Source organism: Streptomyces sp. NPDC104309, assembly GCF_055584025.1.
Genome location: NZ_JBVJMV010000001.1, coordinates 132,371 through 156,794 on the forward strand (window position 1 = coordinate 132,371; position 24,424 = coordinate 156,794).

Annotated in this window: 21 protein-coding genes, 1 tRNA gene and 3 pseudogenes; 14 read left to right on the forward strand and 11 right to left on the reverse strand. The window is 69.7% G+C overall.

Annotated features, from left to right (window positions below):
• Positions 1 to 3 precede the first annotated feature (3 nt).
• Genes eboE through ACZ68L_RS00600 form a run of 3 tightly spaced genes read left to right on the forward strand, consistent with a single transcriptional unit; the run spans position 4 to position 3,774 of the window.
• Positions 4 to 1,179, forward strand: coding sequence for a metabolite traffic protein EboE (gene eboE / locus ACZ68L_RS00590; RefSeq protein ID WP_469572971.1), 1,176 nt, complete (start codon positions 4 to 6; stop codon positions 1,177 to 1,179).
• Entirely contained in the window at positions 1,176 to 2,573 is a 1,398-nt protein-coding gene (locus ACZ68L_RS00595) for a nucleotide pyrophosphatase/phosphodiesterase family protein (protein WP_469572972.1), read from the forward strand. The genes eboE and ACZ68L_RS00595 overlap by 4 nt, the downstream gene beginning before the upstream one ends.
• A 49-nt stretch (positions 2,574 to 2,622) precedes the next feature.
• Entirely contained in the window at positions 2,623 to 3,774 is a 1,152-nt protein-coding gene (locus tag ACZ68L_RS00600; RefSeq protein ID WP_469572973.1) for a sugar phosphate isomerase/epimerase family protein, read from the forward strand.
• Between the two features lie 170 nt (positions 3,775 to 3,944).
• On the opposite strand, the gene ACZ68L_RS00605 is transcribed toward ACZ68L_RS00600, so the two are convergent.
• Complete coding sequence (locus tag ACZ68L_RS00605; protein WP_469572975.1) at positions 3,945 to 5,249, reverse strand: DUF2254 domain-containing protein; 1,305 nt, start codon at positions 5,247 to 5,249, stop codon at positions 3,945 to 3,947.
• A 226-nt stretch (positions 5,250 to 5,475) separates the two neighbouring features.
• Here ACZ68L_RS00605 and ACZ68L_RS00610 point away from each other — a divergent pair.
• A tRNA-Leu gene (locus ACZ68L_RS00610) sits at positions 5,476 to 5,563 on the forward strand.
• A gap of 131 nt (positions 5,564 to 5,694) precedes the next feature.
• Here the strand turns inward: ACZ68L_RS00610 and ACZ68L_RS00615 are convergent.
• Together ACZ68L_RS00615 and ACZ68L_RS00620 are read right to left on the reverse strand one after the other, a co-directional pair.
• Positions 5,695 to 6,390 carry an aldo/keto reductase gene (locus tag ACZ68L_RS00615; protein WP_469572977.1) on the reverse strand — a complete coding sequence of 232 codons (696 nt, stop codon included), beginning with the start codon at positions 6,388 to 6,390 and terminating at the stop codon, positions 5,695 to 5,697.
• Positions 6,391 to 6,419: 29 nt separating this feature from the next.
• A pseudogene (locus ACZ68L_RS00620) lies at positions 6,420 to 7,265 on the reverse strand (cupin domain-containing protein); the annotation flags it as partial.
• Between the two features lie 358 nt (positions 7,266 to 7,623).
• On the opposite strand from ACZ68L_RS00620, the gene ACZ68L_RS00625 reads away from it, so the two are divergent.
• From ACZ68L_RS00625 to ACZ68L_RS00635, 3 genes are all read left to right on the forward strand, one after another.
• Entirely contained in the window at positions 7,624 to 8,835 is a 1,212-nt protein-coding gene (locus ACZ68L_RS00625; RefSeq protein WP_469572980.1) for a helix-turn-helix domain-containing protein, read from the forward strand.
• Positions 8,836 to 8,924: 89 nt separating this feature from the next.
• Positions 8,925 to 9,143 (forward strand): hypothetical protein, encoded by a 219-nt coding sequence (locus ACZ68L_RS00630; protein WP_469572982.1) that lies wholly within the window; start codon positions 8,925 to 8,927, stop codon positions 9,141 to 9,143.
• Positions 9,140 to 9,412 carry a DUF7848 domain-containing protein gene (locus tag ACZ68L_RS00635; protein ID WP_469572984.1) on the forward strand — a complete coding sequence of 91 codons (273 nt, stop codon included), beginning with the start codon at positions 9,140 to 9,142 and terminating at the stop codon, positions 9,410 to 9,412. Before ACZ68L_RS00630 ends, ACZ68L_RS00635 begins: the two co-directional genes overlap by 4 nt.
• 136 nt (positions 9,413 to 9,548) lie before the next feature.
• On the opposite strand, the gene ACZ68L_RS00640 is transcribed toward ACZ68L_RS00635, so the two are convergent.
• Positions 9,549 to 9,692 (reverse strand): hypothetical protein, encoded by a 144-nt coding sequence (locus ACZ68L_RS00640; protein ID WP_469572986.1) that lies wholly within the window; start codon positions 9,690 to 9,692, stop codon positions 9,549 to 9,551.
• A 392-nt stretch (positions 9,693 to 10,084) separates the two neighbouring features.
• On the opposite strand from ACZ68L_RS00640, the gene ACZ68L_RS00645 reads away from it, so the two are divergent.
• From ACZ68L_RS00645 to rbsD, 5 genes are read left to right on the forward strand one after another with little or no spacing between them, the layout of a single operon-like run.
• Positions 10,085 to 11,101 carry a LacI family DNA-binding transcriptional regulator gene (locus ACZ68L_RS00645; RefSeq protein WP_469572987.1) on the forward strand — a complete coding sequence of 339 codons (1,017 nt, stop codon included), beginning with the start codon at positions 10,085 to 10,087 and terminating at the stop codon, positions 11,099 to 11,101.
• Entirely contained in the window at positions 11,098 to 12,648 is a 1,551-nt protein-coding gene (locus tag ACZ68L_RS00650; RefSeq protein WP_469572988.1) for a sugar ABC transporter ATP-binding protein, read from the forward strand. Before ACZ68L_RS00645 ends, ACZ68L_RS00650 begins: the two co-directional genes overlap by 4 nt.
• On the forward strand, positions 12,638 to 14,611 hold the full coding sequence (locus ACZ68L_RS00655) for an ABC transporter permease/substrate-binding protein (RefSeq protein WP_469572989.1): 1,974 nt from the start codon (positions 12,638 to 12,640) through the stop codon (positions 14,609 to 14,611). Before ACZ68L_RS00650 ends, ACZ68L_RS00655 begins: the two co-directional genes overlap by 11 nt.
• Positions 14,612 to 14,651: 40 nt before the next feature.
• Complete coding sequence (locus ACZ68L_RS00660; protein ID WP_469572992.1) at positions 14,652 to 15,572, forward strand: ribokinase; 921 nt, start codon at positions 14,652 to 14,654, stop codon at positions 15,570 to 15,572.
• Positions 15,569 to 15,958, forward strand: a complete 390-nt coding sequence (rbsD, locus tag ACZ68L_RS00665) for a D-ribose pyranase (RefSeq protein WP_469572993.1) — start codon at positions 15,569 to 15,571, stop codon at positions 15,956 to 15,958. Before ACZ68L_RS00660 ends, rbsD begins: the two co-directional genes overlap by 4 nt.
• 443 nt (positions 15,959 to 16,401) lie before the next feature.
• On the opposite strand, the gene ACZ68L_RS00670 is transcribed toward rbsD, so the two are convergent.
• The 3 genes from ACZ68L_RS00670 to ACZ68L_RS00680 are packed head-to-tail and all read right to left on the reverse strand — an operon-like array spanning position 16,402 to position 19,216.
• Positions 16,402 to 17,364 (reverse strand): alpha/beta hydrolase, encoded by a 963-nt coding sequence (locus tag ACZ68L_RS00670; RefSeq protein WP_469572995.1) that lies wholly within the window; start codon positions 17,362 to 17,364, stop codon positions 16,402 to 16,404.
• A complete protein-coding gene (locus ACZ68L_RS00675) occupies positions 17,361 to 18,086 on the reverse strand; it encodes an SDR family NAD(P)-dependent oxidoreductase (RefSeq protein WP_469573310.1) in 726 nt (241 codons plus the stop codon). Before ACZ68L_RS00675 ends, ACZ68L_RS00670 begins: the two co-directional genes overlap by 4 nt.
• 5 nt (positions 18,087 to 18,091) lie before the next feature.
• Positions 18,092 to 19,216 (reverse strand): LLM class flavin-dependent oxidoreductase, encoded by a 1,125-nt coding sequence (locus ACZ68L_RS00680; RefSeq protein ID WP_469572997.1) that lies wholly within the window; start codon positions 19,214 to 19,216, stop codon positions 18,092 to 18,094.
• 105 nt (positions 19,217 to 19,321) lie between these two features.
• On the opposite strand from ACZ68L_RS00680, the gene ACZ68L_RS00685 reads away from it, so the two are divergent.
• Positions 19,322 to 19,942, forward strand: a complete 621-nt coding sequence (locus ACZ68L_RS00685) for a PadR family transcriptional regulator (RefSeq protein WP_469573312.1) — start codon at positions 19,322 to 19,324, stop codon at positions 19,940 to 19,942.
• On the opposite strand, the gene ACZ68L_RS00690 is transcribed toward ACZ68L_RS00685, so the two are convergent.
• A complete protein-coding gene (locus tag ACZ68L_RS00690) occupies positions 19,864 to 20,427 on the reverse strand; it encodes a flavin reductase family protein (protein ID WP_469572999.1) in 564 nt (187 codons plus the stop codon). The two genes, ACZ68L_RS00685 and ACZ68L_RS00690, sit on opposite strands and share 79 nt — an antisense overlap.
• A gap of 99 nt (positions 20,428 to 20,526) precedes the next feature.
• Between ACZ68L_RS00690 and ACZ68L_RS00695 the strand changes: the two genes are divergently transcribed.
• Positions 20,527 to 22,131 carry a FadD3 family acyl-CoA ligase gene (locus tag ACZ68L_RS00695; RefSeq protein WP_469573001.1) on the forward strand — a complete coding sequence of 535 codons (1,605 nt, stop codon included), beginning with the start codon at positions 20,527 to 20,529 and terminating at the stop codon, positions 22,129 to 22,131.
• A 628-nt stretch (positions 22,132 to 22,759) separates the two neighbouring features.
• Here ACZ68L_RS00695 and ACZ68L_RS00700 read toward each other — a convergent pair.
• The 3 genes and pseudogenes from ACZ68L_RS00700 to ACZ68L_RS00710 form a co-directional block, all read right to left on the reverse strand.
• The gene (locus ACZ68L_RS00700; protein ID WP_469573002.1) at positions 22,760 to 23,680 is read right to left on the reverse strand and encodes a tyrosine-protein phosphatase; all 921 of its coding nucleotides are present in this window, start codon (positions 23,678 to 23,680) and stop codon (positions 22,760 to 22,762) included.
• Between the two features lie 32 nt (positions 23,681 to 23,712).
• A pseudogene (locus tag ACZ68L_RS00705) lies at positions 23,713 to 23,982 on the reverse strand (nitronate monooxygenase); the annotation flags it as partial.
• Between the two features lie 33 nt (positions 23,983 to 24,015).
• Positions 24,016 to 24,140, reverse strand: a pseudogene (locus tag ACZ68L_RS00710) (enoyl-CoA hydratase); the annotation flags it as partial.
• Positions 24,141 to 24,424 lie beyond the last annotated feature (284 nt).

Here is a 24,424-nt window from a genome sequence, read left to right on the forward strand (position 1 = left end):
GCCATGCGCTTCCGTCACCCCGACGGCTCCACCGTCCACCTCTCGTACTGCACCAACGTCCACCCGGCGGAGACACTCGACGGGGTCCGCACCCAACTGCGCGACCACTGCGAACCGGTCCGCAAACGCCTCGGCCGCGACCGGCTCGGCATCGGCCTGTGGCTCGCCGGGGACGCCGCCCGCAGCCTGATCAACGACCCGTCCCGGCTGCGCTCCCTGCGCACCGAACTGGACCTCCGCGGCCTGGAAGTCGTCACCCTCAACGGCTTCCCGTACGAGGGCTTCGGCGCCGACGAGGTCAAGTACCGGGTGTACAAGCCGGACTGGACGGACCCGGAGCGGCTCGCCCACACCACCGACCTCGCCCGTCTCCTGGCCGGGCTGCTCCCCGACGACGTCACCGAAGGCACCATCTCCACCCTTCCGATCGCCTGGCGCACCCCGTTCGACTCCGATGCCGAGGCCGCCGCTCTCGCACACACCGCGCTCACCACCCTCGCGGAACGCCTCGACGCGCTGGCCGAACTCACCGGCAAGTCCATCCGCATCGGCCTCGAACCCGAGCCCGGCTGCACGGTCGAGACCACCGCCGACGCCGTCGCCCCGCTCACCGCCGTCGGACACCGCCGCATCGGCATCTGCATCGACACCTGCCACCTCGCGACCTCCTTCGAGGACCCCGACACCGCCGTCGACGCGCTCGGTTCCGCCGGCGTCCCGGTCGTCAAGGCACAGCTCTCCGCCGCGCTGCACGCCGAACACCCCCACCTCCCCGAGGTACGCGCCGCGCTCGCCGCCTTCGCCGAGCCCCGCTTCCTCCACCAGACCCGCACCAGCACCGCCGCCGGACTGCGCGGCACCGACGACCTCGACGAGGCGGTCACCGGTCGGACCCTGCCCGACGGAGCCCCGTGGCGCGCCCACTTCCACGTCCCCCTGCACGCACCCCCCGCACCGCCGCTCACCTCCACCCTTCCCGTGCTCCGGTCCACGCTGACCCGACTGGTCGGCGGCGCTCGGCCCCTCACCAGGCACCTGGAGGTCGAGACGTACACCTGGCAGGCGCTGCCCGCCGAACTGCGCCCCCGCACCCGCCCTCAGCTCGCCGACGGCATCGCCGCCGAACTCACCCTCGCCCGCGACCTCCTGGTCGACCTCGGTCTCAAGGAGCTCCCGTGATCCGAACCGGGCAGCACACGACACCCACCCCCCTCCTCGTTCTCGACGTCGTCGGCCTCACCCCGCAGCTCCTCGACCACATGCCGCACCTCAAGGCCCTCGGCCGGTCCGGCACCCGCGCCCCCCTCGGCACCGTGCTTCCCGCCGTCACCTGCGCCGCCCAGTCCACCTTCCTCACCGGCACCACCCCCGCCGAGCACGGGATCGTCGCCAACGGCTGGTACTTCCGCGAGCTCGGCGACGTGCTGCTCTGGCGCCAGCACAACGGTCTGGTCGCCGGTGACAAACTCTGGGACGCCGCCCGCCGTGCCCACCCCGGCTACACCGTCGCCAACATCTGCTGGTGGTACGCGATGGGCGCCGACACCGACATCACCGTCACCCCCCGTCCCGTGTACTACGCCGACGGCCGCAAGGAACCCGACTGCTACACCCGGCCGCCCGCCCTGCACGACGAACTCACCGCGAAACTCGGCACCTTCCCCCTCTTCCACTTCTGGGGCCCCGGCGCCGACCTCGTCTCCTCCCAGTGGATCATCGACGCGACCCGGCACATCCTCGACACCCGCCACCCCGACCTGGCCCTGTGCTACCTCCCGCACCTCGACTACGACCTGCAACGCTACGGCCCCGACGACCCCCGCTCGCGCCGGGCCGCGGCCGATCTCGACCGGGCCGTGGCACCTCTCCTGGACGACGCGCGCCGCGAAGGCCGCACCGTCGTCGCCCTCTCCGAGTACGGCATCACCCGCGTCGACCGGCCCGTCGACATCAACCGGGCCCTGCGCCGCGCCGGCCTCCTGGAAGTCCACACCCAGGACGGCATGGAGTACCTCGACCCGATGGCCTCCCGTGCCTTCGCCGTCGCCGACCACCAGCTCGCCCACGTCTACGTACGCCGTCCCGAGGACCTCGAAGTGACGCGCGAAGCCCTCCAGGACCTCCCCGGGATCGAGCAGCTCCTCGACGACGAGGGCAAGAAGGCCCACGGCCTCGACCACCCGCGCTCCGGCGAACTGGTCGCCGTCGCGGACCCGGATGCCTGGTTCACGTACTACTACTGGCTCGACGACGCCCGCGCGCCCGACTTCGCGCAGCTGGTCGAGATCCACCGCAAACCCGGTTACGACCCCGTCGAACTCTTCCTGGACCCCCAGGACCCGTACGTCCGGGTCAAGGCGGCCACGGCCGTCGCCCGCAAGAAGCTCGGCATGCGCTACCGCATGGCGGTCGTACCGCTGGACCCCTCACCTGTTCGAGGCAGCCACGGCCGCCTCCCCGCGAGCGACGAAGAAGGTCCGCTCATCCTGTGCTCCACCCCCCACGCTTTCACCGGCCCCGTCCGGGCCACCGAAGTGAAGTCCTTGCTCCTCACGCTGGCCGGCCTCGCATGAGATCGGTGCGGGCACAGCGTTTCGAGCATCTTCGAGAAAGAGAGAGACCGTGACCGCGTACAACGACGAATCCGGAACGGACGGCGCACTGCGCCGCAGCCTCGGCGTCAGCCGCCGCCGCTTTCTGAGCACCTGCACGGCCGCTGCGGCAGCGGCGATCGCCGCGCCCGCCTTCGGCGCGTCGCCGGCCCTCGCCCAGACGGCTTCCAGCAAGGGGCAGGGCGTCGGCCAGGCTCTGGTCCCGGCGGACAAGCGAGGAATCATCCTGTACACCGTGCGCGACGCCACGGGCCGGGACCCGCTCAGCACCGACCTTCCCTCGGGCTTCCGTGAGGTCTTCAGGGAGCTGGCCCGCTATGGCTACCAGCAGGTCGAGTTCGCCGGGTACGGCCAGCACGCCAACGCACCCGGCGGAAGCAACCTCGAATCGGTGGAAGGAGCGAAGCTGCTGCGCTCGTGGCTGGACGACTACGGTCTGCGCGCCCAGGGCAACCACGGCTTCATCCCGTCGTCCTGGCCGCTGAACCAGAGCGACCTGGACCAGTTCAAACGCCACCTCGAGATAGCGAACATCCTCGGCATGGAACACATGGGCACCGGCGGCGACCCCACCGGCAGCGCCTACCGCGCCGACTGGGACGTGGCCGCCGACAAGTGGAACACGCTGGGACGGATCGCTCGGGGTGCGGGCATCAAGCTGTACACCCACAACCACGACGCGGCCTACGGCTTCCTGCTCGACGGCGGTCCGCTGGACGCACAGGGCCGCCCCACCCGCAGCTCCGGCATCCGCAAGCTGGAGTACTTCCTTCAGCTCACCGACCCCAAGTCCGTATGGCTGGAGATGGACATCTTCTGGGCGCACGTCGCTCAGTACAAGTTCCACACCTACACCGCGCACGACGGATCGCAGCAGGAGAACATCTTCGACCCGGCGGCACTGGTCGGCTGCAACACCAAGCGCTACCCGCTGTTCCACGCCAAGGACGGCATCGTCAACACAACCAGCGGCCAGGGCTACGACATGGTCCCCTTCGGTACGGGGGTCATCGACTACCGGACGTTCTTCCGCCGCGTCGGGGCGAAGAACTACCACAACCCGATGGTCGAGCAGGACAACGCACCGAGCTCGACCGTCCCCGCGCAGTCCCTGAACCATGCGCGGACCGGTTACGACAACTTGGCGGCGCTGCGCAAGTAGGACCATCGGCGGCACGGGAGGAGCGGTCCGCGCCCCACCCCGAATTCCTGACGACCGGGGAACGGCGTAGATGCCCGCCAGGTGACGTCAGGCACCGTACGCTCCACGGCGGTCACCAGGAGCGTACGGTGCTTGACCAGCCCCCGAACCGCGCCACCGACCCCGGTGCCTCACCCGATCCCCTGACGGTCGGGGACGAGCGCGAACTCCCGCTCGGTGACGTCAGGCACCGTCCGCTCCACCGTCCTCGTCAGGAGCTTGCGGTGCCTGACCAGTGCGTCTTTCCGGTCCTCCGGCGCCAGCACCAGCAAGTCGTCGATCCCGGACAGCATCCGCCGCGACACCTGCGGACTCCCCGTCGCCGACCGCCGGATCTCCTCGAACGCAAGATCCACCAAGTCCGACCACCCCGGCCCCTCCTGTACGAGCCGCACCGCCCCCGCCCGGTCCCGGTGATGCACCGCGCCGAGCGGCAGGCGCACCACCGCCGCCAGGAACTGCACGATCCGGTCCAGGCACTGCACGGCGGTCGTCGGATCGTTCATGGCCGGGGACAGCGCCCGCAGCGCAATGTCCGACAGCTGACGCAGCCCGAACGCCAGGTCCTGGTGGAGCGTGCGCTCGACCCCCACCGAGAGCGCGTACCGCAAGGCCCGCCGGGACGGTGCGCCCTCACCATGCACGGCCAGCACCGGCGTCCCCGGCACCACGTAGTCCCCGATCCGCGGGAGCAGCCGCAGGACGACCCCCTGCCGCTGAGCAGCCCGCACCGCCCGCGCCACATGCACATCCCGAAGCACCCCCGCCCGCCCCTCGTACAGGACGCGTGCACTCTCCTCCGCGAGCGGGACCCTCTCCCCCTCCCCACCAGGCATGTGCCGGAGCATCCGCACGGAATCACGGGTGATGCGATCGACGACAGGCCCCACCTGCATGAGCCGCAGCGTGGCGCTCACATACGCGATGAACAGGAACAGACTCAGGCCGACCATGGCCAACGTCAGCGTGCTCTGTACGAGCGGCACGGACGTGACCCGCTTCGGATCGGTCTCACTCTCGTACGAAGTCAGAACCAGCAACGAGAAGGAGAACGTCGCCAGGAACACCGTCAGAGTGAGCTTGCTGATCCGGCTCCGGGAGAAGATCCGCACCACCCGCGGAGTGAGCTGCCCGCTCGCCATCTGCACGGCCACCAGCGAGATGCTGAAGACGACACCGATGAACGTCATCATCGCCGAGCTGACGGTGGTGACGATGGTCCTGGCGTCGTCGGCGAACTTGATCAGATCGCCGACCTCGCCGTACGCCTGCTCGTCCTGGAGCCGCGCAATGATCTCCGTATCCAGCGTCGAGGCGCCCCACCACACCACGAAGGCGCACACCAGTCCCACTGTCGGAGCGAACCAGAACGTATCGCGCAGATGCTCACGCAAGGGGGACAGCGCACGGGGCCGCCGATAGTCGCGATCACTCATGCAGGCGAAGCTAGCCCGATGGCCTTCGCGACAGCCGGACGCCGCCCGGCGATCCGCCGCGCGTACCGCACGTGCGTGAACCGCGACAGACCGTACCCGCACCGAGCCGGCCCCCTTTCGTATGCCCGCCCTCCCCCCGGTGACCACCGAATATGCAGGTGAGAGGCGCCCCAAACCCCTGGTATTGTTTTCTTTGTCGCTGCGGGAGACCGGGGCCGATCACCTAGTCCGGGTGGCGGAATGGCAGACGCGCTAGCTTGAGGTGCTAGTGCCCTTTATCGGGCGTGGGGGTTCAAGTCCCCCCTCGGACACCAGCTAAGACTCCTGTTGTTGATCAGGGGTTTTTTGCTTTCTCAGGCTGTGGCGTGACCAACCACCTGACCAACAGCCGAGCGAATCCCCAGGTCAGACCAGGGACGACAGGCCGAGTCGGCGCGCTCCGTCCTTACGAGAGTGCCCGTACCGGGCCATGGTGTAGCCCGGCGAGTTCGCCGCCGTGCAGGGGAGCGGACCCGAACGTGATCAGACCAGCGTCCTTCGCCTGCACCAGCGGCCCACCGCCGTTCAGGGACTGTGTGATCGGGTCATCCGTGACCAGGCTCACGGGCATCTGCAGGCCCGTGAAGTGATGCTCGGCTGAACCCGCCGCCTGCCGGGCGAGCCCCAGCAACTCGGGAACACTGAACGCTCCGGAGCGCAGGCCCGACCACGTGGCGACGCCGTACCCACCGATCCTGCCCGCATGGGCGAACTCTTCCAGCGCCGTGAAGGCGTCCCTCACGCGCCGGTGCACAGCGCCACGTTCAAGGCCGTGCCCGTGGTGCTCGGGGTTATGCACGAAGACCAGGTCCACGCGGGCGAGCGCGACCAACGAGCGCTCCGTCTGCCAGCGAACGAAGCCCCGTTCAAGGCTGTGCCCACGGGCCGCCTCTCCCCGGGTGACCACGCCCTCAGCCAGGGCGGCGCGGGCTTGCTCCTCCGTGAAGAACCCCGCCTTCGTGGCTACGCGCACGGTCGGGAACTCCCCGAGAACCGGGCGCAGCTCCTCATGCGCCCGGCCGTGGGCGTAGTGGGGTGCCGTGTCCACCCAGGGGCTACCGGCAGCCAGGGCGGTGCGTGCCGCGTGACTGACGGCACGCACGCGGTATGTCCCGAGGGAGAGCGCGGCGGTCACAGCGCGGTCCCCACGACCGCGACGGCATGACCGTCGATGAGGACGGAGACCAGTTCGGCCACGTCTCTGACCTCCAGTCCGGCGGAGTCGGCCATCTCACCGAGCGTGGTCGGCTGGTTGGTCAGCAGCGTGGCCAGCGCGGGCGCTGCGGACTCGGCGAAGTCCCAGGCGGTACCCGCCGCCGAGAGGGTGACCGTGCCCTGTGAGGGGTTCGCTGTCAGACGACCCCTCGGAGTGGTGAGCTTGACTGTGATCTCTCTCCGTTCAGGGAGCCCGTCCACGTAGGGCAGCGACGGAATCGCGTGGCCGAGGTCCGTTGTGTCGATGGACTCCGCCCACCGCTCCACGAGGCGGGGGTCCGCCATCATGTCGGCCACCTCACGGCGCATGGCATCGATGAAGTCGGACCGTTCCGCCGCAGACCCGAAGCGCGGAATGTCCCTGCGGAGGGCCAGGGACACCCGAAGCTGATCGACGGCCCAGAGCATCAGATCGGCCCCTGTGTGCGGGACCATGCCGAACGTCAGGTGCAGGGATTCCGTCCCCTGATCGGCGGTGACCGCGTGCCACCAGCCGCGCGGCAGGTAGAGCACTTCGCCGGGAGCGAGAACGATGTCCGCCACCGGGTCGCCCTCCGGCTCCTCCGGCGACTCCACGTCCCGGAATGTGGGCGCGTCACGGGTCATCCCGTACAAACGCCACCGCTTCGAACCGTGCAACTGGACCACGACGACATCGTGGTCGTCCCAGTGCCGGCCGAAGCCCTCACGCTCGGTCCACGAGGCGTACACATTGGCCTGCACGGAAGTCCCGAGGAAGCGCTCAAGTCCTTCGGCAGCCGCCTACGGACCTGACGTCGACGCACACCCCTGATGCACGCTCAACGGCTCGCTGCCGCCACGGTGGCGAGCCGTCGCACACTTCTTCCGTCTGCTCCAGGAGCGCTCGCCATAGGCCCTCCTGGGGCTCCCCATGAAATCGAGAGGACGACACACCATGGACTTCACGAACCCCGCCAAGGCCACCCCCCGTCAACTGCCCGCAGTGCGGCGCTGACGTCGCACAGACTCCGGGCCGCGGACGGGTGAAGCGCTTCTGCACACAGGAGCACGGCCGTTCCTGGCGTCGGCGTGTCCGTGCGCTGGGGTGGCCTGTCTAGATTGCTGGTCCGGCGGACGATGCGCGGCGTACCGTCGTAGCGTGAGTGAGCACCTGGGAGACAAGCTGAGCCGCTTGCGGCGCCTCTCCAAGCAGACGCAGGAAGGCTTGGCTGAGAAGTCGGGCCTGTCCGTCGACGTGGTCAGGAAGCTGGAGCAGAAGCGGACAAACTCCGCGCGGCTTCCCACCCTTCACGCTCTGGCCCGCGGGCTGGGCGTAGAGCTGACGACGCTCCTGGGTGACCCACCCGGTGTGCCGTCCACAGGTGAGGTAGAGCCGCCGCAACTCGTCGCAGTTCGCCGCGCGATCATGCCGCCGCTCTTCGCGCCGCCTCCGGAGCCGGCCGACACCGCATCGCTCTCCCTGCCAGTCGTCCGCGCGGAAATCGCAGACGCCTGGACGCTGTACCACGAAGCGGAGTTCGGCCGGCTGATGGAGCTGCTGCCGGGCATCATCGCGGACGCACGTTTGACGGCAGCGGTGGGCGCTGACGACGAGCGGGCAGCCGGGCAGGCCGCTCTCGGCAAGGCGCTTCAGCTTGGCGGACATCTGGCAATCCGCATGGGGAAGACCGACCTGGCGCTGTCCAGCCTGGAGCGGGCCATAGCCGCCGCAGACGCCTCGTCGGATCCCTTGCTCGCCCCGATGATCTCCAACTCTGTCGCATGGGCGTACCAGCGTCAGAACCGCTTGGACGACGCGACCAACCTTGCGATCTACGCAGCCGACGGAGTGGAGCGCAGCCACGCAACCGACACGTCGGGCGTCAGGGTGTGGGGTGGCCTGCTGATGTCCGCTGCGACAAGTTACGCCAGGAGCGGTGACTACGATCGTGCGGACGAGATGATGAGGACGTCCGAGAAGGCTGCGGAGCGCCTGGCCAAGATGCCAGCCGCGGAAGAGGGCCGCCTCGTCTCAGTCTTCAGTAAGTCGTCAGTCCGCATCGAGCGCGTCCGCCTGGCCGTTCAACATGAGCGCCCGGAAGAGGCGCTGCAACTGGCGCGGGGGATGCGGCTGTCGAAGGACACGCCCCCCTCCTGGCGCACGTGGCTGCTGCTCGACGTCGCGCGGGCGCACACGGACGTTGGAAACGCCGAGGGGGCGGTGAAAGCTCTGGAGTCCCTGCGTCGCGTCGCTCCGACGTGGATGCGCCACCACACGTTGGCTGTCGCCATCGTCACGGACCTGTGGTCACTACCGAACCGGCCGACGGGCCTGCGTTCCATTGCTGAGTTCCTGGGCGTCGCCAATTAGCGTGGCGGAACTATGCCGCTGCATCCCTGTCACGTCGTTTCGTGAGGCGAAATCGTCTGGGCACACAAGCCCATGGCGGAGGTGCGGGGATGCAGACCAATAGTGCACAGTCGGGCCCGGTGTTCCTGAGCGACAGCGGATTACCGGACGAGCCCAGAGCAACAACCGGATGCGCCGTCTGTCGGGCGCTGAAGAGCCAGTGGCGTCAGGCGACGGACAAGGGCAACCCGGCTTACGACATGTCGCACGCCGCAGACCTGGCCATCGAGATCGGGCGACACCCGCACGTGAAGAAGCCGACCCGATGAGCACCCGTGCGCTGATTCGCAGCGTGCCCCACACCATCATTCGGCATCCCGACACCGACGTGACGTACGAGGGCGAATGTCTCGCGTGCAACTGGTCGTCGAAGCCGTCGACGGACGTGCGTGCGGTCGACATCGAGTGCATGAGCCACGTCGGCCGGAGCAATCACCGCGGGTATCGCCGCATCGTCACCGGCTTTGCCTTCGTCGTCCGTGACGGAGAAGACTCCGCTACTGCCTCCACGGTGCGCCCGCACCCGTCGGCGAAGTAGTAGCGGTCCGTGTGCGCCGACGCACACGGAAGAGTGGCAGCGTCATCCCACCCGGCGGCGCTGCCTCATTGAGCCCCCGTTCTTCCCGCGCCCCCGGGGGAAGAACGGGGCTCTCGTGTGTCGTGCGCTTCTACACTTAGCCTGCATTGTCGATGAGGCACGTGTTGTACGTGAGCGCCCGCAGGGACGGGACATCGGCCGCCGACGCCTGCGGGGCGGTGGCGGCGAGTGCGGCGGACAGGGTCACGCCGGAGGTGCGGCGGAGCGCGGTGAGCGGCACGGGGTCTCCTGTTTCTGCTGACGGGGGGACAGGCAACACACATCCAATCAGCGGAAGTTACCCCTTGGTAGATGCCGGAGGGTGGGAGTCTTTCCGTCCGCGTACCCGTGATGGTGGACGTTCGGCGCCCCGTCGCGGGTGCCGAGGGGGCGGTCGGCGCTGCTCGGTGACCCAGGTCACTCCGGCCGCTCCGGCGAGGGGCCCATTTGCTCGACGGCCCGTGGCGGTGGCTCTGCGTGAAGCGTGTCACCTTGGTCACAATCCAGCCTCGGACGCCCGGTGAAGTCTTGATTTCGGCCATGTAATCGATTCCAATCATCGCTGTAATCGATTCCACGGCTCTGGGCCGCTGGATTCGAGGCTCACGGAAACCACAAGGAGGTGGTCCGGAAATGGCGAGCATCAAGGATGTCGCGGCCGAGGCGGGAGTGTCCGTCGCCACGGTCTCCCGCGTTCTCAACAGCCATCCCTCCGTCAGCCCCGACGCGCGCCGACGCGTCCTCGCCGCTGTCGACGCCCTCGGATACCGGCCCAACGCCGTGGCCCGGTCGCTGCGCACCGATCAGACGCGCACCCTCGGCCTGGTCATCAGTGACGTACTCAACCCGTACTTCACCGAACTGGCCCGCTTCGTCGAGGAAGAGGCCCGCGCGCTCGGCTACAGCGTCATCATCGGGAACGCCGACGAACGGCCCGAACTGCAGGAACATCACGTCCGGACGCTCCTCGACCGCAGGATCGACGGACTCCTCGTCTCCCCGGCCGACGGAAGCTCCCCGCTCATGCCGGGGTCGGGCGACAGCGGCACACCGATGGTCTTCGTGGACCGCTGGATCCAGGGCGTGGACGTTCCCGTGGTGCGGGCCGACGGCCGCGACGCCATCCGGGAGCTGGTCGCCCACCTGCACCGTCTCGGTCACCGCAGGCTCGCGATCATCGCGGGTCCGGCGGCCACCACTACGGGCAACGAGCGGGTCGACGCCTTCCGCGAGGCGCTGCGCGAGCACGGGCTCGCCCTGCCCGACGCCTACATCGGCCAGGGCGACTTCCGGGCGGACAGCGGACGCCGCGTCACCGATCGCTTCCTGGCCCTTCCCGAACGGCCCGAGGTCGTGTTCGCCGCCGACAATCTGATGGCACTCGGCGCGCTGGACGCGATCCGCGCTCATGGGCTGAGCGTTCCGCAGGACATCGGGCTGGCTGCCTTCGACGACATCCCGTGGTTCGTGCACACCGCCCCTCCGATCACGGCGATCGCCCAGCCGACCGGCGAACTCGGCCGCGCCGCCGTACGCGCGCTGGTCGACCTCATCGAGGGACGGCCCCCGCAGTCCGTGACCCTTCCCGCCCGTCTCGTCGTACGCAGTTCCTGCGGCGAACACGCTTCGAACCGGAGGAGCAGCCTGTGAGCGCCCAGGACGAGTTGCTGCGCATCGAAGGCGTACGCAAGACCTTTCCCGGCGTGGTCGCCCTCGACAGCGTCGACTTCGACCTGCGGGGCGGCGAAGTGCACGTCCTGCTCGGTGAGAACGGAGCGGGCAAGAGCACCCTCATCAAGATGCTCTCCGGTGCCTACCGCCCCGACAGCGGCCGGATCTTCGCCCAGGGGCGCGAGGTCCGCATCCACGGCGCACAGGATGCCGAACGGCTCGGAATCGCCACGATCTACCAGGAGTTCAACCTGGTACCCGATCTCACCGTGGCCGAGAACATCTTCCTCGGCCGGCAGCCGCGCCGCTTCGGGATGATCGACCGGCGCCGCATGGAGGCGGACGCCGAGGTGCTCCTGCACCGTGTCGGCCTGCACGTCTCGCCGAAGGCCAAGGTGCGCGAACTGGGCATCGCCCGGCTGCAGATGGTGGAGATCGCCAAGGCGCTCAGCCTCGACGCACGCGTGCTGATCATGGACGAGCCGACGGCGGTACTCACATCCGAGGAGGTCGAGAAGCTCTTCCGGATCGTGCGGCAGCTGCGCGAGGAGGGCGTGGGGATCATCTTCATCACCCACCACCTCGAAGAGATCGCGGCGCTCGGCGACCGGGTCACGGTGCTGCGCGACGGCCGCAGCATCGACCAGGTGCCCGCCTCGACCCCCGAGCCGAAGCTCGTACAGCTCATGGTCGGCCGCAGCATCGAGCAGCAGTATCCGAGGGAGCGGCCGAAGGCGGGGGACCCCCTGCTCGCCGTACGCGGGCTGACCCGCAACGGCGTTTTCCACGATGTCAGCTTCGACGTGCGGGCGGGTGAGGTCGTCGGCCTCGCCGGTCTCGTCGGCGCCGGACGTACCGAGGTCGCGCGTGCCGTGTTCGGCGCGGATCCCTATGACGCGGGCACCGTCGACGTACGGGGCCGGCGGCTGGCCAAGTACGACGTGACCGCGGCCATGGGCGCCGGGATCGGTCTCGTGCCGGAGGACCGCAAGGCCCAGGGGCTGGTGCTCGATGCCTCCGTACAGGAGAACCTCGGCCTGGTCACCCTGCGCTCGGCGACCCGCTCCGGGCTCGTGGACCTCAAGGGACAGCGCACGGCCGCCGCCCGGATCGCCGAACAGCTCGGGGTACGGATGGCGGGCCTCGGTCAGCACGTCCGCACGCTCTCCGGCGGCAACCAGCAGAAGGTCGTCATCGGCAAGTGGCTGCTCGCCGACACCCGGGTGCTGATCCTCGATGAACCCACGCGCGGCATCGACGTCGGCGCCAAGGTCGAGATCTACCAGCTCATCAACGAGCTGACGGCCTCCGGCCACGCCGTTCTGATGATCTCCAGCGACCTGCCCGAAGTCCTCGGCATGAGCGACCGGGTGCTGGTCATGGCCCAGGGCCGCATCGCCGGGGAACTCCCCGCGCACGAGGCGACCCAGGACGCGGTGATGGCGCTCGCCGTCAGCGCCGCCCCCACAACGACTCCCGCAACAACTCCGGCTGTGAACGAAGAGGAGAGCCCCCGTGGCCACTGACACGCTCAAGAGCGATTCGGGCGCGAGTGGCGCCGCAGGACGTACGATCCGCCGCCTTCTGCTCGACAACGGCGCCCTCAGCGCCCTGGTCGTCCTGCTGGTGGCGATGTCGCTGCTCTCCGGCGACTTCCTGACCACCCAGAACCTGCTGAACGTCGGTGTGCAGGCCGCTGTGACCGCGATCCTCGCGTTCGGCGTCACCTTCGTCATCGTCTCGGCCGGCATCGACCTGTCCGTGGGCTCGGTTGCAGCGCTTTCCGCGACCGTGCTCGCCTGGTCGGCGACCTCACAAGGCGTGCCCGTCTGGCTGGCGGTCGTCCTGGCCGTCGCCACGGGCATCGCCTGCGGCTTCGTCAACGGCGCCCTCGTCTCGTACGGCAAACTGCCGCCGTTCATCGCGACACTGGCCATGCTCTCCATCGCGCGCGGTCTGTCCCTGGTCATCTCCCAGGGCAGCCCGATCGCCTTCCCCGACTCGGTCTCCGTCCTCGGTGACACGCTCGGCGGTTGGCTGCCCGTCCCGGTCCTCGTGATGATCGCGATGGGCCTGGTCACGGCACTGATCCTGGCCCGTACCTACATCGGCCGCTCGATGTACGCGATCGGCGGCAACGAGGAGGCGGCCCGCCTTTCCGGACTGCGGGTCAAGCGCCAGAAGCTGGCCATCTACGCCCTGTCCGGGCTCTTCGCCGCGGTCGCGGGCATCGTTCTCGCGTCCCGTCTGACCTCCGCCCAGCCGCAGGCCGCGCAGGGGTACGAGCTCGACGCGATCGCCGCGGTCGTCATCGGCGGTGCCAGCCTGGCCGGCGGCGTCGGCAAGGCGTCCGGCACCCTGATCGGCGCGCTCATCCTCGCCGTGCTGCGCAACGGACTCAACCTTCTCTCCGTCTCCGCCTTCTGGCAGCAGGTCGTCATCGGTGTGGTCATCGCCCTCGCGGTGCTGCTGGACACGCTGCGCCGCAAGGCCGGGGCCAAGGCCGCCCCCGCGACCGGTCCCTCCGGCGCCCCCGGCTCGCCGGGATCCGGCCGCAAGGGAGCGGGAGCGATGAAGTTCGGGATCGCCGCGCTCTGTGCGGCCGTCGTCGTGGGCGGGGTTTCGTACTTCAACCACGGCTCCTCCGGCGGGAACACCAAGGTGGGCATGTCGCTCTCCACGCTCAACAACCCGTTCTTCGTGCAGATGAAGGCGGGCGCGCAGGCGGAGGCGAAGACGGACGGGGTCGACCTCACGGTCACCGACGCGCAGAACGACGCGTCGCAACAGGCCAACCAGCTGCAGAACTTCACGAGCTCCGGAGTGAAGTCCATCATCGTCAACCCGGTGGACTCCGACGCGGCGGGCCCCGCCGTGCGGAGCGCCAACCAGGCGGACATCCCGGTGATCGCCGCCGACCGAGGGGTCAACAAGGCCAGGACCGCGACGCTGGTGGCCTCCGACAACGTCGCGGGAGGCGAGCTCGCAGCGAAGGCGCTGGCCGACAAGCTCGGTGGCAAGGGCGACATCGTCATCCTGCAGGGCACCGCGGGCACCTCGGCCAGCCGAGAGCGCGGCGCGGGCTTCGCCGAAGGGCTCAAGGCCTACCCCGGCATCAAGGTCGTGGCCGAGCAGCCCGCGGACTTCGACCGCACCAAGGGCCTGGACGTCATGACCAATCTGCTCCAGTCCCACCCCGACGTCACCGGTGTCTTCGCCGAGAACGACGAGATGGCGCTCGGCGCGGTCAAGGCACTCGGCAGCAAGGCGGGAACGTCCGTGTCCGTCGTCGGATTCGACGGAACTCCGGACGGCCTGAAGGCGGTCGCGGCGGGCACGCTGTACGCCTCCGTGGCTCAGCAGCCGAGGGAACTGGGCAAGATCGCCGTGCAGAACGCGGTGAAGGCCGCCGAGGGCAAGAAGGTCGACAGCACGGTGAAGGTGCCGGTCAAGGTCGTCACCGAGAAGAACGTCGCCGACTTCTCCTGAGCGGGATCTGAGCACTGTCCGACCACAGAAAGCAGGAATGATGCACGAGAACGACCACGACCGGTACGACCTGCTGGTCGTAGGTTCGGCCAATGCCGACCTGGTCATCGATGTCGAACGCCGCCCCGCCGCCGGTGAGACCGTGCTCGGCTCCGATCTGGCCGTCCATCCGGGCGGCAAGGGAGGGAACCAGGCGGTCGCCGCCGCCCGTCTCGGGGCCCGCACCGCCCTGCTGGCCAGGGTCGGCGACGACGCCCACGGCCGTCTGCTGCTGGAGTCGCAGCGGGCGGCGGGAGTCGACACGAGTGGCGTCCTCGTGGGCGGGGCGCCGACCGGAGTCGCACTGATCACCGTGGACCCCTCGGGCGACAACAGCATCGTGGTGTCGCCCGGGGCCAACGGCCGGCTGACCCCGGAGGACATCCGGGCGGCCGGGCCCCTCTTCGAGGCGGCCAGGGTCGTCTCCGTGCAGCTGGAGATCCCGCTGGACACCGTCGCCGAGGTGGCCGGGGCGATGTCACCCGGCACCCGGCTGGTACTGAACCCGTCCCCGCCCGCGTCCCTGCCCGACTCCGTGCTCGCCGTCTGCGACCCGTTGGTGGTCAATGAGCACGAGGCGCGCTACATACTGGGAGAAGCGGCGGGCAGCACGGCTCGGGAGTGGGCGCGGGCGCTGCTCAAGTCCGGTCCGCGATCGGTCGTGGTCACGCTGGGGGCGAAAGGCGCGCTCGTCGCCGACAGCCGTACGGGGGCGTTCGTCACCGTCCCGAGCCCCGCGGTCGAGGCCGTGGACACGACCGGGGCGGGTGACGCGTTCACCGCCGCTCTGGCCTGGCGGCTGGGCCAGGGCGAGGAGCTCGCCGAGGCTGCCGCCTTCGCCGTCAGGGTGGGTGCGGCGGCCGTCACCAGGCAGGGCGCGCAGGCGTCCTTCCCGACCGCGGAGGAAGTCTCCGGGCCGTGAAGAAGAGAGGAATCCTCAACCGCCATCTCGCCGGGGCACTGGCGGAGTTGGGCCACGGCGACGGGGTACTGATCTGCGACGTGGGCATGCCCATTCCGGCCGGTCCCAGGGTTGTCGACCTGGCCTTCCGGGCCGGCGTCCCGTCGTTCGTCGAGGTGCTCGACGGGCTGTTGGACGAACTGGTGGTGGAGGGCGCGACGGCGGCGCACGAGGTCGGGAAGGCCAACCCGGAGGCCGCACGGCTCCTGCACGAGCGGCTCCCGGAACTCGCCCACGTACCGCACGACGAACTCAAGGTGCTCTCCGCGGGTGCCCGGCTGGTGGTACGGACCGGGGAGGCGCGGCCGTACGCGAACGTGCTGCTGCGCTGCGGGGTCTTCTTCTGACCCGAGGGGAACGCGCCCCGGAGCTCGTGAACAAGACCGCCCGCACCGGGATAAGTACACCGAGACGAGCGCACCGGGACAAATGCACCGAGACGAGCGCACCGGGACGCACCGGGACAAGCGCACCGGAGTGGAACGGCGGCGCGGCCGTCTCCCGGGAGGCCGTCAACGAGTCGGGCGCCGACGGCGGACCTCTCCGCGGCGTACCCACAGCTCCAGGTGCGCCGCGTCGCCGGGTGCGACCACCTCGGCGTCGACCGGGTGGAGAAGCCGGTGGAGCGGCACACGGACTGTGGGCTCCCCGACTTCGCGGGGGAGCCGCGGGTTGAGCGGTCCGCGTTGCCCGGGTGTCGCTCCGGTGCCTACGGTGCCGCCCGCACGAGGAACGCCTGCGACGCAACCCGGCGCCTGCGGGTTCTGGCCATCCCTTGATCGCAAACCGGTCATCCGCCCTTCACGCCGAGACCCTGTCTGCTCACCCAGTGTGCTGCCGCCTCCATCGCCGCGTCGGCCTCGGGGAGATGGCCGACGGCACCCAGGAAGCCGTGGAACGTCCCTGGGTGGAGCTGGACTTGGGCGCGTACGCCCGACTGTGCCAGCCGACGGGCGTACGCGAGACCCTCGTCGCGCAGCGGGTCGCAGTCGGCCAGCACCACGAGAGTGGGCGGCAGCCCGGACAGATCGGCGGCGAGGCCGGGGGAGGCGTGCGGGTCGGCCGGGTCGCCGTCCGGGCCCAGGTACTGCTCCCAGTACCAGCGCATATGGGCGGTGGTATGGAAGAAGCCGGTCGCGTACGCCGTGGCCGACTCGCTGCTCAGGCGATGGTCCAGCGCGGGGTAGAGGAGCAGCTGCGCCGCGATCGCCGGCCCGCCCTCGTCCCGCGCCCACAGGGCGGTGGCGGCGGCGAGATTGCCGCCGCTGGAATCACCCGCGAGGATCAGCCGGTCCGGGGAACAGCCCAGTTCATGGGCGTGCCGCGCAGCCCAGGCCGCGACCGTGCGGGCGTCCTCCGCGGCAGCGGGGAATCGGGACTCCGGGGCGCGGCGGTAGTCGGCCGAGATGACCAACGCACCTGTACGGGCGGCGAGTTCGCGGCACAGTCCATCGTGCGTGTCGAGGTCGCAGAAGACCCAGCCGCCGCCGTGGAAGAAGATGATGAGCGGGCGGGAGGCGGGGTCGGGCACATGCCCCGGGCCGGCGTCGTAGATGCGGACCGGTACCGGGATCCGCCGCTCGGTGACCGAGAGCAGTTCGCGGACCGGGGCGCCGCCGCCCGTTCCGGCGACCTGCCGCAGCCTCGCCGCGTCGAGCGGCCCGAACGCCGGGTCCGGGAAACCGGCCGCCATCGCGTCGCAGAGGCGGCGGGCGGCCGGGGTGAGGTGATCAGTCGTCCCATCGCCCGTCATCCGGTGGTCAACCCTCCGTCGACGGTGAACTCCGTGCCTGTGATGTAGGAGGAGGCGTCCGAGGCGAGGTAGAGGACCAGCTTGCCGACCTCCTCCGGTCGGCCCATCCGGCCCAGCGGGACGTGCGACCAGTCGTTGGACGCGGCCGCTGAGATCATCGGGGTGTCGATCGCACCCGGGTGCACGGAGTTGACGCGGATGCCGTACCGGGCGAGGTCCAGGGCCGAGGACCGGCTCAGGCCGCGCAGGCCGAACTTCGTCGATCCGTACGCCGCATGGCCGGCGATGCCGACCAGCCCCGCGGTCGATGAGATGTTGACGATCGATCCGCCGCCCGCCTCCTTCATGACGGGGACGACGGCCTGGATGCCGAGGAAGGGACCGAGGAGGTTGACCCGCCAGAGGGTCTCGAAGTTCTCGGCGCTCTCCTTCTCGACGGGGGCGGTCCGCCAGAGGGCGGCGTTGTTGACGAGTGCGTCGATCCGGCCGAAGGCGGCGACCCCGGCCGCCACCGTCTCCGTCCAGCCGGCTGCGTCCGTCACGTCGTGGCGCACGAAGAGGCCCTGTTCGCCGAGGTCGGCCGCGACCTCGCGACCCTCCTCCTCGCGCACGTCCGTGACCACGACGCGGGCGCCCGCCTCGGCGAAGAGCCGGGCCTCGGCCGCGCCCTGACCGCGCCCGGCCCCGGTGATGACGACGACCTTGCCGTCCAGGGAGGGCAGGGAGGTCACTTGCCCTCCTGCGCACGGAAGTACGGGATGACCTGCTCGCCCCACTGGCGGATGGTTTCCATGCACGCCTCCTGTGGGACGGTGCCCATCTGGATCAGGCACATGACCTCGTCGACGCCGATCTCGCGGAGCTGCTCGACGTAGGCGATGGCGGTCCGGGCATCGCCGTAGGCGTGCTCGGCGTTGAAGGCGCCGGTGTCGGAGGGGCGGGCCGGGATCTTGGCGTCGTGGAGCCTCGCGACCAGTTCGTCGCGGCGGGACTCCATGGCGGCGGTGTGGTCCTCGTACTCGTCGTAGCCGGTGGGCTCAGGCCCGTTGCCGTACCAGTGGGCGATGGACTCGGCGAAGAAGCGCTGACCGAGGGTGCCGATGCGCAGGGCCTGTTCGGCGTCGTCGAGGACGATGGTGGGGCAGAGTGCGGAGAGATGGTCGTTGACCTCGGTCGATACGAGGCGGTCGCCGGTGCGGCTCGCGATGGCCTCGTCGTAGACCTTGCGCATCTCGCGCACGTCGTCGGCGCCCGCGAAGCCCATCACCAGGGCGCCGATGCCGAGTTCGGCGGCGAGCTTGAGGGTGTCGTGCTTGCTGCAGGCCATGAACAGGGGCGGGTGCGGGTCCTGGACGGGGCGAGGAAGGATCGCGCCGGGGCCGATGTCGATGGATCCGTGCCACTCGAACCGCTCCTCGCGCCAGGCGTTGGAGAAGATCCGCAGGGCCTCTTCCATCTGGGGGTAGGTGTCCTCGGGCCGGACGCCGTACATGGACATTTCCTGCTTGGTGGCGCCCCGGCCGGAGCCGATGTCGACGCGGCCGCCGGAGAGCACGTCGAGCATGGCGGCGCGCTCGGCGACGCGGACCGGGTGCTGGTAGCCGAAGGGCATGGTGACGACGCCGTGGCCGATGCGGATCCTGGACGTCCGGGCGGCGACCCAGGTCAGGAAGATCTCGGAGGCGCTCATGTGGGCGTACTGGGTGAGGGAGTGGTGCTCGACGGCCCAGATCCGGTCAAAGCCCATCTCCTCGGCGAATACGGCCTGTTCGACACAGTCGTGGATGACCTGGCGTTCGCGCTCGGGGGTGGGATCGGCGAGCTGGGCCTCGAAGATCATCGAGAACTTCACGGTGCCTCCTGCACTGTTTGTGTATGCCTAATAGAAATACTTCTATCAGGTACACCGAGGGAGAGGAAGGGGGATCGGGGCCCCGGCCGTAGACTGCCGGGCGTGGTGGAGAAGAAGACGGTGAGTGGTGCGCAGGGCGAGAGTGCCGGTGGCGGCGGGAGGCTCGCACTCCCGGCGACGAGCTGGGCGGTGCTCGGGCTGCTCTCCTTCGGCGAGGAGTTGTCCGGCTACGACCTGAAGAAGTGGTCCGACTGGTCGCTCCGCTTCTTCTACTGGAGCCCGTCCTTCAGTCAGATCTACGGCGAACTCAAGCGCCTGGAGAAGGCCGGGTACGCCACCTCGCGCATGGTCGCGCAGGAGACCGGCAACCGCGACAAGCGCGTCTACACCATCACTGACGCCGGCCTGGATGCCGTACGGACATGGGCGCGTGAGACGCCTGTCGACCCGCCCGTGCTCAAGCACGGCGCGATGCTCCGGATCTGGCTCGGTCATCTGCTGGAACCCGAGCAGCTGCGTGAAGTCCTCGCGCAGCAAAGGGAGTACGCGGAGAACATGCGGCTCCGAGCGCGGGCGGACGTCGAGGGGGCCCGCAGCGAGGCGGCGTGGGCGTACCCCACGCTCACCTTGAAGTGGGCGGAGCGGTACTACGCCTCGGAGCGCGACCTCGCCGACGCCATGCTCGCGGACATCGAGGAGCTGGAGAAGGGCGACACCCGGCCGTAGGTCCGGCGGAAGTAGAGCAGTGGCTCGGCCTCGCGGGGCTGTGCCAGGGCCGTGACGCGGCCCAGTGCGATGGCGTGGTCGCCACCGTCCAGTACGTCTGTCAGCTCGCACTCGATCGTCGCCAGTGCGGAGTCGAGCAGCGGCGCGCCGTTGGTGCCCGGGTGCCAGTCCACCCCGTCGAACTTCTCCCCGCCTGTCACCGCGAACTGGCGGCACAGCTGCTGTTGGTCGGCCGCCAGGACGTTGACGGCGAAGTGGCCGGCGGCGCGGATGAGCGGCCAGGTGGTCGAGGTGTGCGCGGGGCAGAAGCAGACCAGGGGCGGGTCGAGCGAGACCGAGGAGAAGGACTGTACGGCCATGCCGGCCGGCCGGCCGTCGGACTGGATCGCGGTGATCACCGCCACCCCGGTACAGAAGCTGCTGAGCGTCTCGCGCATCTGCTTGCTGTCGATCATCGGGGCAACCTCGTGGGTGAGGGTCGACATCGGAACCTCCAATGTTCCTACTAGGTATATGCCTAACCGAAACACTGTGATTGGATACCGCCCAAGCTCGCACGTCAAGTAGGCAAGTAGGAGAAGGTCATGACCGACTCAGACTCCATCCAGGTGCCGCAACCCACCACGCTCGCGCAGCTCCCGCAGTACGCCGCCGAGGCGTACGGCGCCGCGGAAGCCCTCGTCGACGGCGAGGTCCGATGGAGCTTTGAGCGGCTGCGCGACGAGATCGCCGCAGCCGCCCGAGCCGCCGTCGCCCACGGCATTCGACCGGGTGACCGCGTCGCCGTCTGGGCGCCCAACAGCCGTCAGTGGATCACCGCCGCACTCGGTGCCGTCGGTATCGGGGCCGTACTCGTCCCCCTCAACACGCGCTACAAGGCGGCCGAAGCCGCCGACATCATCCGTCGCAGCGGAGCGCAGGTCCTCTACACCGAGCGCGGTTTCCTCGGCACGGACTATGTGGCGATGCTGCACGACTCGGGTGAGGACCTCGGGCAGTTGCGCAGCACGGTTGTGCTGCGCGGCGAGGCGGGCGCGGAGACCCTGTCCTGGCCGGATTACCTGGCGGCGGGAGAGCGCGTGAGCGAGGCGGAGCGTGCCGTGCGCGCCGCCGCCGTGCGCCCGGACGATCTCTCCGACATCCTTTACACCTCCGGCACCACCGGCCGGCCCAAAGGGGTGATGACCACCCACGCGCAGACCGTACGCGTCTTTGCCGACTGGTCCCGGCTGGTCACCCTGCGGGCGGGAGACCGGTACCTTCTGGTCAACCCCTTCTTTCACACTTTCGGCTACAAGGCCGGCATCATCGCCTGCCTGCTGCGCGGCGCCGCCATGCTCCCCGAGGCGCTCTTCGACACCGACCGCATCCTGCACCGCATGGCCGCCGAACAGGTCACCTGCCTGATGGGTCCGCCGACCGTCTTCCACGGCCTCATCCAGCACGCCCAACGAGGCGCGCACGACCTGAACGCGCTGCGGCTCGTCGGCACGGGCGCCGCGTCCATACCGACCGAACTCGTCGAACAGCTCCGCACGGTTCTCGGCGCCCCCGACGTCTTCACCGCGTACGGCCTCACCGAGTCCGGCGGTGTCGTCACCGTCTGCCCGACCGACGCGGACGCCTGGACCGTCTCCCACACAGTCGGCGTTCCGCTGCCCGGCACGGAGGTCCGTATCGCCGATCCGCTGGGCGAGGTCCTTGCCGCGGGCGAGGTCGGTGAGGTGCAGGTCCGCGGCTACCACGTGACGGCGGGCTATCTCGACGATCCCGCCGCCACCGCCCAGGCGGTGAGCGTGGACGGCTGGCTGCGGACCGGGGACGTCGGCGTACTCGACGAGCGCGGCTTTCTCCGTATCACCGACCGGCTCAAGGACATGTACGTCGTCGGAGGCTTCAACGCCTACCCGGCGGAGGTCGAGAACGTGCTGATCGAGCATGCGGAGATCGCCGACGCCGCGGTTGTCGGGGCGCCGGACGAGCGCCTCGGCGAGGTGGGAGTCGCCTTCGTCGTGGCAGCCGAAGGAGCCGACCCGGACCCCGCGGAGCTCACCGCTTGGACCCGGGAGCGCCTCGCCAACTTCAAGGTCCCGCGCCGCTTCCACGTCGTGGCGGAGCTGCCGCGCAACGCGGGCGGGAAGCTGCTCAAGGGCGAACTGCGGCGTGTGGCAGGAGGAGAGCAGAAGTGAAGCTCAGGCCGAGTGCGGAACAGGAAGAGCCGCGCTCGGCCGTACGGGCCGCGTCAGCGCCGGCCACGCGGGCGGCGCCGCCCGACGGCCGCTGACGCGGCAGGTCGGTGCCGCTTGCCCCGCCGTCCCCGAGGAGTACGGAGGGACGGGCTGCGGCGGGCTCGAAGTACACGTCGGCATGGCGGAGTCGGGAAGGGAGCTGAGAAACACGGGGCGCACGACCACTTCAAGCGGTCTCACGGCTCCGCCCCGCTCTTCGGCTCCGCTGCCGCTCGGCGCAGGCGGATCGCGGCGCAGCTGGTGATGCGTGAGTCCGCTCGCGCCGGGATCAAGGACGGGCTGATCCCGCTGGTGAGCACGCCTCGTCGAATGCCGGGCCTTCGACGAGGCGTGCGAGGAACCGGAGTCGGTCACCGCAGTCGCGGACGGAGGATCCCGTCGTCGACTTCGACGTCATGTACCGGCGGGAGGGCGACGGCCGCCGGATCACCACGCCGACCGTCCATCTCTCGATGGCCTGTCCGGCGGATCAGGGCCGGACGGACGCCCAGGGTCTTTCGTTTGGATCAGGCCGGATCAGCGCGCGCCATCGGGGCTCGCGAGCCCGGCGTGATCCAAACGAGAGGCCCTAGCGGAGCAGTCGCGCGCGGAGCCTTGCCTGGATGCCGTGGTCGAGGCCCAGGCCGTACGTGAGGTACGCGTGGAAGCTGCCGTAGTTCTGCTCGACCTGGGCCAGGGCGGCGTCGAGGTAGTCGGTGCGGACCTCCTGGAGCGGGATGAGCAGGTCCGGATTCTGCATCAGGCCGGCCTGCTTGACGCCCGCCCGGACCTTGGCGTCGGCCTCGGCGCGGTAGGCATTGGACGCCAGGTAGTCGCGTTCGGCGGTGGTGGCCGGGACGCCGAGTGCACGCAGCAGGACGTAACTCATCCAGCCCGTACGGTCCTTGCCCGAGGTGCAGTGGTAGAGCAGCGGGGCGGAGTGCTTGCTGTTCGCGACGTCCCGGGCGGTGGCGGCGAACTGGGCCCGGTTCCCGGGGCTGTCGACGAAGGCGCGGTAGACGTCCCGCATGAACTGCTCGGCCCCGCCGTCGCCGAGGGCAGCCTGCTGCTTGACCGGATCCGCTGAGGCGATGACCGACATCGTCATCCCGTAGAGGCCGCGGTCGTCGACCGAGCGGGAGGTGACCGTGAGGCCGGCCGGGAGACGATCGGCCCCGTCGTACTGGAGCTCCAGCGGGACTCGGAAGTCGATGACCTTCTTGAGGCCGAGGCCGGCGAGGGCGGTGACGTCCGGGCCGGTGAGCTTGCCGAGTCCGTCGGCGCGGAATACCTGGCCGTAACGGACGCTGCGTCCCGTGTACGTCCGGTAGCCGCCCAGGTCACGGACGTTGATCGCACCCTGGAGGGGGATCTGCCGGACGGCGGTGTGCTGACCGGTGGCCGCGGCGATCGGGGAGTGGGCCGCGGCCGCGGCCGGGGTGGACAGGGTGCCGAGAGCGAGTACGGAGATCAGGAATCCAGTGGCCAGGCGTGCACGTGCTGGGCGCATCGGGACAACTCCTCAACAGCATGGAGAGGGGATCACCCTGGTGTCGGCAGGGCGCTGAGCGTTTCGCGTGCCTCGGCCATGACGCGGTCGACGAGTTCCGCGCAGGACGGCAGGTCGTCGATGAGCCCGACGACCTGGCCGGTGGCCGTCAGGCCGAGGCCGGTGCGGCCCTCGACCATCGATGCCTTGAGCAGCATCGGAGTACGGGCGGCGAGCAGGACCTGGCTCCAGCTGAGGTCCTTGCTGTGTTTCATGGCGAAGCCGTCGCGGACCATCCGGTGTCGGCTCGGGCCGGAGATCTTCTCCGGTGACGATTTCGCCGCTGTCGCGCCAGGCCTCGGCGCACTGCGTACGGCGTCGACCAGGTGTACCGGCCCTGGCCGGGCGGCGCGTTGACCGGAGGGAAGTCGACTGTGACGACGGCGATGCCCTTGGCAGGGCTTGAGGTGGAGACACCCATGAGTGGATCAGCTACCTTCCACCAAACATTTGTTTGGTGGACATAGCAGTGGTTCGCGCGTCGCGGGAGGTGCGAGTTGAGTATCACAGTGGATCTGGCCGGACAAATCGCCGTCGTCACCGGCGGGACTTCTTCCCGCACATGAGTGAAAGGCCGGGGCGCCGCTGTGGGGGCTCCGTGCCCGACCCTCGCCGCAACCGGGGGCGGGCTCCCGCCTTCCCCGCCGGATCAGCGAGGAAGACACGGGACGGGCCCCGCCGGAGGCGCCCCGCGGGCTTTCCCGC

Excerpts from the sequence above, each read along its gene's own strand:
- eboE (WP_469572971.1), top strand. The coding sequence starts at position 4 with ATGCGCTTCCGTCACCCCGACGGCTCCACCGTCCACCTCTCGTACTGC.
- ACZ68L_RS00605 (WP_469572975.1), bottom strand. The coding sequence starts at position 5,249 with ATGAGTGATCGCGACTATCGGCGGCCCCGTGCGCTGTCCCCCTTGCGT.
- ACZ68L_RS00630 (WP_469572982.1), top strand. The coding sequence starts at position 8,925 with ATGCAGACCAATAGTGCACAGTCGGGCCCGGTGTTCCTGAGCGACAGC.
- ACZ68L_RS00635 (WP_469572984.1), top strand. The coding sequence starts at position 9,140 with ATGAGCACCCGTGCGCTGATTCGCAGCGTGCCCCACACCATCATTCGG.
- ACZ68L_RS00645 (WP_469572987.1), top strand. The coding sequence starts at position 10,085 with ATGGCGAGCATCAAGGATGTCGCGGCCGAGGCGGGAGTGTCCGTCGCC.
- ACZ68L_RS00660 (WP_469572992.1), top strand. The coding sequence starts at position 14,652 with ATGCACGAGAACGACCACGACCGGTACGACCTGCTGGTCGTAGGTTCG.
- ACZ68L_RS00670 (WP_469572995.1), bottom strand. The coding sequence starts at position 17,364 with ATGACGGGCGATGGGACGACTGATCACCTCACCCCGGCCGCCCGCCGC.
- ACZ68L_RS00690 (WP_469572999.1), bottom strand. The coding sequence starts at position 20,427 with ATGTCGACCCTCACCCACGAGGTTGCCCCGATGATCGACAGCAAGCAG.
- ACZ68L_RS00695 (WP_469573001.1), top strand. The coding sequence starts at position 20,527 with ATGACCGACTCAGACTCCATCCAGGTGCCGCAACCCACCACGCTCGCG.
- ACZ68L_RS00700 (WP_469573002.1), bottom strand. The coding sequence starts at position 23,680 with ATGCGCCCAGCACGTGCACGCCTGGCCACTGGATTCCTGATCTCCGTA.